6 protein-coding genes and 1 tRNA gene are annotated in these 8,376 nt (G+C 48.7%); 2 read left to right on the top strand and 5 right to left on the bottom strand.

What is annotated here, in order from left to right; all coding sequences use genetic code 11:
- Nucleotides 1-505: PASTA domain-containing protein (locus COY37_RS10765; protein WP_286977555.1), on the bottom strand; the 505-nt coding region annotated here is incomplete at its 3' end.
- 234 nt (nucleotides 506-739) lie between these two features.
- Here COY37_RS10765 and COY37_RS10770 point away from each other — a divergent pair.
- A tRNA-Leu gene (locus COY37_RS10770) sits at nucleotides 740-827 on the top strand.
- Between the two features lie 179 nt (nucleotides 828-1,006).
- Nucleotides 1,007-1,909, top strand: coding sequence for a hypothetical protein (locus COY37_RS10775; protein WP_286678449.1), 903 nt, complete (start codon nucleotides 1,007-1,009; stop codon nucleotides 1,907-1,909).
- Here the strand turns inward: COY37_RS10775 and COY37_RS10780 are convergent.
- From COY37_RS10780 to COY37_RS10795, 4 genes are all read right to left on the bottom strand, one after another.
- A complete protein-coding gene (locus tag COY37_RS10780; RefSeq protein WP_286678450.1) occupies nucleotides 1,906-4,239 on the bottom strand; it encodes a SpoIIE family protein phosphatase in 2,334 nt (777 codons plus the stop codon). The two genes, COY37_RS10775 and COY37_RS10780, sit on opposite strands and share 4 nt — an antisense overlap.
- Before the next feature lie 468 nt (nucleotides 4,240-4,707).
- Nucleotides 4,708-5,979, bottom strand: a complete 1,272-nt coding sequence (locus COY37_RS10785; RefSeq protein ID WP_286678451.1) for a CapA family protein — start codon at nucleotides 5,977-5,979, stop codon at nucleotides 4,708-4,710.
- Nucleotides 5,980-6,108: 129 nt separating this feature from the next.
- A complete protein-coding gene (locus COY37_RS10790) occupies nucleotides 6,109-7,590 on the bottom strand; it encodes an S-layer homology domain-containing protein (RefSeq protein ID WP_286977557.1) in 1,482 nt (493 codons plus the stop codon).
- 51 nt (nucleotides 7,591-7,641) lie between these two features.
- Nucleotides 7,642-7,926, bottom strand: coding sequence for a DnaJ domain-containing protein (locus COY37_RS10795; protein WP_286678453.1), 285 nt, complete (start codon nucleotides 7,924-7,926; stop codon nucleotides 7,642-7,644).
- Nucleotides 7,927-8,376 lie beyond the last annotated feature (450 nt).

Here is an 8,376-nt window from a genome sequence, read left to right on the forward strand (position 1 = left end):
GCTCACGCGATAAATCGGCTTTGCTTTGATGACCCGGATCGATCACTACAACTTTTCCGGCCAGACTCCGCCTCGGCGAAATCGCGGGTGTCGGAAGCGGCTGCGGATTATCTTTTATGCTTATATCCGACTGTTCTACTTTACTGCCCTGGCCGTATTTGCCGCCCCCGCTCACTTTGATTATAATCGTGTCCCCTACCTTTACCTTCTTGTTAGGAAGCGGTTTTTGGGTAACGACATGGCCGATGGGATAGACCTTACTCTGAACCCACCGGTCGATTTTAAGCTTTAATCCAAGCGAACGAGCGGTTGATTTTACCTGCTCAAGGTCACGTCCCACGAACGCGGGCGCAGCGATGTGCCCATCATCGTTTATTACGGCAGCCCCGTGCGACGAAACGGTTTTATACCCGACAATGGCAGCTGAAACTACGAGCACAACGGCTATCGCTATGATAAAGATAAGTTTGAATCGTGGGTTCTTAAATGAGAAAAGACCGATCATTTCCTTAGTCCTTTATATCAACTAAGATAATAATAGTAGTATCGGCATGCTAAAGCATTGTTCTTCACTAAATTTCTTTAAATTAATACCATGGATGGTCGAAACACAAGCGTTTTTCACCTATTTTGGCGAGCTCGTTGTGCAGCGCGTTGACAGGTGATCTCGAAATGATATAATAACTTTTGCGCGGGTGATGAGGTAAAACTCATCCGTATGCGCGTAGTTTAGACTTACGTCCGAGTGGCGGAATTGGTAGACGCGCTAGGTTGAGGGCCTAGTGGCCGCTAAGGCCGTGCTGGTTCAAGTCCAGTCTCGGACACCAAGGCTTGCAGAACATCTGCAAGCCTTTTCTTTTACTCCTTCAGTCTACTGCGGCAGGCCTTTTATTTGAATTATCCCGCAAATAATCGTAAACTGATTATAAATGTACTGGCAGGCACAGTAGCAGGTCTCCTTCCCCTTCTGGATTCCGGCTCCTGACTTCTTCTTCGTGGGGTGACAATGTTACAAAAGACTGAGCAGCAGATTGTTTCGACGGGCGGACAGGCATATGTGCGGTGTAGCAGTTGCGGGTTTAAACAAAGCCTGCAACCATCCGATTTAAGCGACCCGACCAGTATTGTTTGTAGCGGGCCGGGCTGTGAGAACACATTTTCTGCAAAAGAGGGGCTTAAGCACGCGATTGTATCGGATAACGACTTCATGGCATGGTGTTTTATCAGCGATACCATGATATCCGGGCAGGATGCTATAACGATCGGAACCGCTAAGGAGATACGGCTGGAAGCACCCCTTAAGGCCGCCAAGAAGGTATTTATCATGCAGGTAACGCCTCTTGAGCCGGGGATTCTGGCTTATTTTGAGCACAAGTTCATTCCCCCGGACAACCTTATTATTCTCAGCTCGGGCGCAAACGATATCGTCGGCACGGAATGCCAGGTCAAATGGGTAGTCTATGCGGATACTAAGGGCGAGCGCAAGGAGGCATGGCGCGAGTACCTTCAACGCGCCAAGGAAAGTCTTATCAATGAGGATTATCAAAGCGCTATTGTGGAGGCCGAGATAGCCGTTGAGGTAACGATTGCGGCCGTTTTATGGGAACTTCTTACCAAACGGAAGAAGCTGGCGGAAGATGTTGCCGAGTGGATATTAAATAAGGTCCAGGCCGCGAGCGAGCGCGTCAAGCGGGTTGCGGAACTCGCCATAGGAAAGAAGATCTCCGATATCAATCCGATCGTATATAAAAGCTGGGTTAGAGATGTGGCGCAAAAGAGAAACCGCATCGTCCACCAGGGTGAGACGGCTACAAAAGAAGATGCGATAAGCGCGATCGAGGCGGCGTTTGAGTTTATCTGGCTTTTGCTGGAGCTAATAGGCAGGCATCCCGTAAAGGTTGAATCCTAGCAACCTTCCCGGGGCTTTAATTTGAGGACAACAACTGCGATATCGTCTTGAGGTTTGCCGCTTACGAAATCTTTCGCTATGTTTACCAGACCGCATGCAACCTCTTGCGAATCTTTCCCGTGGATTATCTTATTAAGCTCATCGATCAAGACGTCCTCCCCAAGAAGCTCGTTTTTACACCTGGCCTCGGTCAGGCCGTCCGTGTAAAGAATTACCCCGTCACCCTGCGATAGAATTATCTCGCTCTGCTCATAGATGATGTCTTCCATCACTCCGACGGGCAGATTGCTTTCGTCGCAGCAAAAGACACACTTATTTTTAACCCAGATGATAATCTCCGGATGCCCGGCGCGGGAGATAATCATCCGGCCTGTGCCCGGGTCAAGCGCTCCGTACAGCATGGTTACAAACTGGTTAAAGCCGAGCTGCCTGCAGATGACCTTGTTGGCTTCGGTCAGAATATCCGCCGGCGAGAGCCCCCTGTACGCAAACGCCCGTATCGTGCTCTTAACCATCAATGTTATGGTCGCCGCCTCAAGCCCCTTACCTGAAACATCTCCGATTAAAATACCGATAGTGCCATCACCGAGTTCAAATAAATCGTAAAAATCGCCGCCGACCTTTGCGGCTTCCGCCGCCGATTCATAGATCGTGCCGATCTCAACCCCGGGCAGATTTACCGGAGCCGTAAGAATGGCCTGCTGGAGCGTCTCTGCTATACTATGCTCACGCTCATAAGCTTCAACCCTTTCAATCCCGATAGCGACCTGGGCGCATAGAGCGACAAGCAGCTCCTCATCGCTCTCCGTAAAGTCGGAGCCATCTTTCTTGTTGCTAACCATTACCTGGCCGATAAACTCATCATTCGAATCTAAGAGCGGCGCACCAAGTAAACCACGCATATGCATATGGTGTTCGGGCAATCCTTTAAAATGTGGATGATCCGAGATATCGTTCAGGCGAAGAGTCTTCTTTGTCCTGAACATTTCGCTGTAAAGACCACTGTGCGTGGAGAGGTCAACCTCAAAGGGCTCTATATTACAAGATTGGCTCCCATCAGTCGACCAGGAGAGCGTAGGAATTTCATCCATTGAATTTTTGCATAAAAGGACTACGCTGACTGCACAGTTGAATAACGTCCTGGCCGATTTAGCTAGCTGCTCGGCCATATCCTGAGAATTACCCTCCCTGGTTATCCTCTGGGAAAAATCATTGAGCATGCGCAACTGGCTGGCGTAATCTTCCATTTTCTTTCTGGTTTCAACTTGCTCATAATAAAGCCTGGTGTTTTCTATCGCGACAGCGACGTGGCGGGCGACGAACTCGAGTTCATCGAAGTCGTCTTCAATAAACACCCTTTCCTCCCGGAAACTTACCGCAGACAGGGTAGCTAAAACCCTGCCCTTTGAGATAACCGGAACCATGATTAACGATTTTACACCAAGTTCAATAAACTCTGTTAACGCCCAGGCATGCTCGGGGTAATCGTTAATCAGCACCCTCCGCGGATACTCAAAAACCCTCCGTGCAATGGTCTGCTTCGTTAAAAATATCTCTTCGGTCTCGGGGGACATATTGTAGAAGTATGCGGCCTCAATGACCGTGCCGTCCTTATTGCCAAGGTTGATGACCGCGGCGTCGGTATTAAAAATATCGGTCGTGTAGCGGGCGACTTTGCGTATAATCACCGATAAATCGAGGTCCTTGATGACATCGATTCCGATTTCGTTGATCATTTGCAGCCTCTGAACGCTGTTCTTTAGCTCCAGCTCCACCTTTTTCTTCTCTTCAAAGAGCAGCGCGGTATCCAGCGCAATGGCAATGTGGTTGGCAAAGGCCGATACAACCGAGTTAAACTCATCCTCGGTTAGGCCTTTCTTGCTGACGGTTTCTGAGGTAATACCAATGACCCCTATCCTGCGACCCCCAACCGAGAGAGGGAATACTGCAAGCGCAGGGGCATCATCCGGCAAAGTCGTTGTATTAGGGATGAGTGTTAGGTACTTATCGGCTTTAAGCGTTACCTCGGGTTGTTGGGTTAAGAACACCACGCCTGAAATACCTTCGCCGGGACGTACTGAGAAGCCCCTAAAAGCCTCTTCGTTTGGGCCCCAGAAGCGTTCGATTTTAAGGAGGTCGTCCTTTGAGTCGTAGAAAAAGAGCCACCCGGCCTTTGCGTCAAATAACCGCCGGGCTTCAGCAACAATAATATCCTCGACCTCGTCGAGTGAAAGCTTACCGCTTATCAGCCTTGCCGATTCAATGAGCGATGCGAGCAATTCCTCATATGTTTGACCAGTATCCCTGGCACAGTTTCTTTCAACTACCACGATGCACCAGCCCTGTTAGAAAAGCTTTAAACTTTTGCCCGGCACTATAATGCCTACCAGCAATCACCGCTATTTGGGAAAATTATCGCAAGCTCCCAGACACGGTTTTGAAGAATCGAAACTAGCTGCTGATAGTGCTATGGATATAATCGGTTGGTGGATATAGTTGGGCATAACCCAGTTTTCAAGATGCCAAAATATTGCGTATAGCATGTCTTTAGCAAAAAGAATAAGCAGAAATGAGACAAATTATTAAGGGATTACATGATGCCAGTATAATATATGCCTGCCTATTAAGGCAATAGGAAGTTATGTTTGCCAGCGTTAGCATAGATAATAAAGCGGATTAACCAGTATACCATCGTCTGTGCAGCCCACATGCGTCGCTAAGGTAGGATAATTATGGTGTTCGACGTGGTAATAATTTTCGGTGATTCAAAGCCGCCGGCTTTGTTACTTCTGCTTGCGTCAGGTGACTTGTGCCGTGTTTCCGACGATATTCACGTTTGTCGCTAAGGGGTCCGACATATTCTTCAATTTTTGTAGGATGGCCCCCGCGGCGCAGCCGGTAGCAAGGCTTGGCTTGCCGGATGGATCAACGGAAATCGGGACGACCTCCGCCTTTATAATCATGCCTTTGGCAAGCGAGAGCTTTAGGACAAATGCCTGGCCGGAATTCCCTGAGCCGCTGGGATAAATAAAGTTGCCGGGGCTGTAGGCAATACACCTGCCGTTATATATCTCGATCCCCTGCATCATGTGCGGGTGGCTTCCGAGTACAACATCGGCGCCGGCATCGATAGCCCTTTTAGCGAACTTGCGCTGGGAGTTCTGAATACCGGTACTGCCTTCGTCGCCCCAATGGCACGAGACGATCAGGTAGTCGTTCTGCTTCGCGGCCTCCTTGATAAGGCTGTCGATGTAGTAACGTTTCTTATTGGCAGCGATCCCGGCCTTACCCTCTTGAGCGCGAGCATTGTCGGGTGCTATTGAGGAGAGCGAGAGAAGCGCAACTTTTTTCCCTTTAATGTTGAGCACTGTGCGTGTGTAGGCTTGCTGGGAGTTGTTGCCCGCCCCTGCGTGGGCGATTCCGACCTGGTTAAGACGGTTAACCGTGTTGATCAAACCAGCGGTACCGTAATCCATTATATGGTCGTTGGCGAGCGATACCAGGTTAATACCCGCGTTTCTCATGCCGGTGGCGGCTTCCGGTGCTCCAAGAACTGTCGATCTGCCTGTTGCCGACGTTTGGCTTCCCATAGATAGCGGTGATTCAAGATCGCCCACAACTACATCGCCTGACTGCAAAACCTGAGTGATATCCGAGAATATGTCTTGTGCGCCATTATATCTAAGTGTATCTGCGATCTGGCCGTTGAACGCCATGTCGCCGACACCTACGAAGAAAATCGTGTCCGTTGCGTCCTTCTGAAAGGTTGTTGGATTTGTGGTCGTGGTAGCAGCTATAGCCAGGGTGCTCGTTGGCGGGGTCGGCTTCCCGACTTTTTTCGCTAAAACCGTGGTGGCGGCTGATTTAGCGGCGAGTTTTTCAACCGCCAGCTGCGGTTTAAGAAACCACACCGCTACGGCGACTATCGGGATAATAATCCAGCCCAGCATCAGCATTTGCGTGCGCAGCCGTCTCATTATCTCTTGCTCTATTTGTTTTTTCTCAGTTCTACTGAAGTTGGTTTCGCTAAGCTGAATATCTTTCTGATTTTCAAAGCCATAGTGTTGCATGATTACCTAGGGCTTATTCTACAATAATCTGGAAAAATTTGCTAGTCCTATTTTTATATTTAACTCTCCTACTACAACCAGGTTATCAGAACATAGTCGTAATTAATTCATTTGGGCTGCTCACGTGCATTATGGTTGCGTTATAACGTGATCCCCCACACCAACCTGGGGCCATAGATCGAGGATATCTTTGTTTCTCAGGCGAATGCACCCGTGTGAGGCCCTGGTGCCGATCACCCAGGGCTCGTTTGTCCCGTGAATTCCATAGCGGGTGTACTCATAGGTGCCATTTATTAGCCCGTAAAGACGCATTTTACGGGGGCCGTAGACGCCTTTGGGATCCGTTTTATACTTCTGTCCGACTATCCACTCGGCATTCGGCGTTGCCATACCGTCCCTGCCGATAGCCACCTGGTAGATCTTCTTCAAAAAACCGTCAATAATCCAATAGAGCCTAAACTCGCTTTTATCGATAACTATAAGGTGGTCATGGTTGGATGGGGCTTGTAGGCAGTAGTAGCTTACGACACCCGTTGATGTCGACGCCGAGCCGTTCTTGGTTCTCACGCTTATGGAGTATGTGCGGTTTATGGCCTTAAGGCCGGTAAACGTTACCGTGTTTGAACCACTTGCATGTTTAATCTGAACAAGCTTTCCGTTAACCCATAACTCCTGCGTGGATGACTCGGGGTCGATCTGTGCGGTCACCGAGTAATTTTTCGTAAACACAACCTGTTTTTGTTGGGGGAATATTATCGTTGGTTTCGGCAGGTACGGGGCAACGTAAGTAGGATAGCCACCGCTCTCTCGAATTTCTTTGTAGAGGATATTCCAGATAAGAACCGATGTCTCCGCCCTCGTAACTACACCGGAAGGCCTCAACTCTTTACTCGGATAGCCGCCCATGAGGTTGTATTTAATAGCCGCAGCAGCATACGGTCTGGCCCAGAGGCTGATGCTGCGTCGGTCTTTGAGGCCCTGCAGCCAGCGGTTCTGCTCCTGAATATCGGTTACCCCATCCATCCCGGCGGCCCTTACTATGATCGCCGACACTTGTTCCCTGGTTAAAAGCCCCGATGGTGAGAAAAGCGCGGGTGTCGTGCCGTTCATTATCCCTGCCTGCAGGACTGCCGCCACGTCTTTGGAAAACCAGTCCGTTTCGTTTACGTCACCGAACGGCTCTGTGCCGGTTGCTTGCAATGATTTTGCGCGCGCTAGAAATGATGCCATCTCGGCCCTGGTAATAGATTTACGCGGCTTGAACGACCCATCGCTGTAACCGCCGACGATACCGTTAATCGCAAGCGAGATCACTTTATCATAAAACCAGTCGGCCTTTGAGATATCCTTATAGTGTAGGGACAAGCTATGGTCGTGCCCCAGTGCGGGGTTTTGCGACGCTGTGTTTGTATCAATAGTGGTGGTGTTTTCTATTGTACCGGTGTCTGACATACCGATGTCTGGCGTACCGGTGGTGGGGATGCCGGCACGTATAAACAGTATCTGCTGCTGGGCAAACGCACTTTGTGGGCCGAGCAATCCACCAAGAGATAATGCGATCACTATGATTATTAATACCGCTAAGGCTGCTTCTGTCTTTGTTCTTTGCAAGTTTAGTCTCTCACTAGTTTTGTTCTAAGTTTAACGAAAAATTCAAAACCATCACGTGTTTTTTAAGTACTTTCTGACCAGACCTAGCAGGCCTTCATTAAGGAAAAGATCGATCGTCTCCCGTTTTCGTATATCGTTATAGGCTGCGCGTTCTTTATCGTTAGAGATAACCTCATACGCTTTACGTATTTCAAGCCATTTACGTGTTGCAGCTTCTTTATGCTCATCGGGGTGCTTATCGGGATGATATTTAAGCGATAGCGCCCGGTATGCTTTATCGATAACTTCTTTTGAAGCCTCGGGGTCGACCTCCAGTATTTTATAATAATCAACCATAATCAACCAAATAACTTACACCGCCATCGTCCTTACATACATCATCTAATTATAAATAATTATAAGCCACTATAGGTGTAGGCTACCAGGTATTTCGATACTGCACACACCATAAACTTTGCCGCATCTGGCTTATTTAAGGCCCGGGCTATACCAAAATGTTACGCATACCAGTATAATCAATTACAAGAACACAATAGAGTATAACAAGAGTGTGTCCCGTTAAAACGGGTGCAGATTCCGGCTACATCTGGCATAAGGTGGAATGAGGTACCATGATTGAAGGTTTCAAGAACTTTATTAAAAACGAAGACCCGCTGGTTTGGAAAAGCCTCGTTATCGCATCGGCAATAACGATCGTTTTTTACGTCTTCGTTCTTATTTACACGCACTAGTGCCAGAACACCATAATTATTGTGTCATTCTGAGCAGGTCCTTCGCTATCGCTCA

This window comes from Candidatus Aquicultor secundus (assembly GCF_002791875.1).
Taxonomy (GTDB): Bacteria; Actinomycetota; Aquicultoria; order Aquicultorales; family Aquicultoraceae; genus Aquicultor_A; species Aquicultor_A secundus.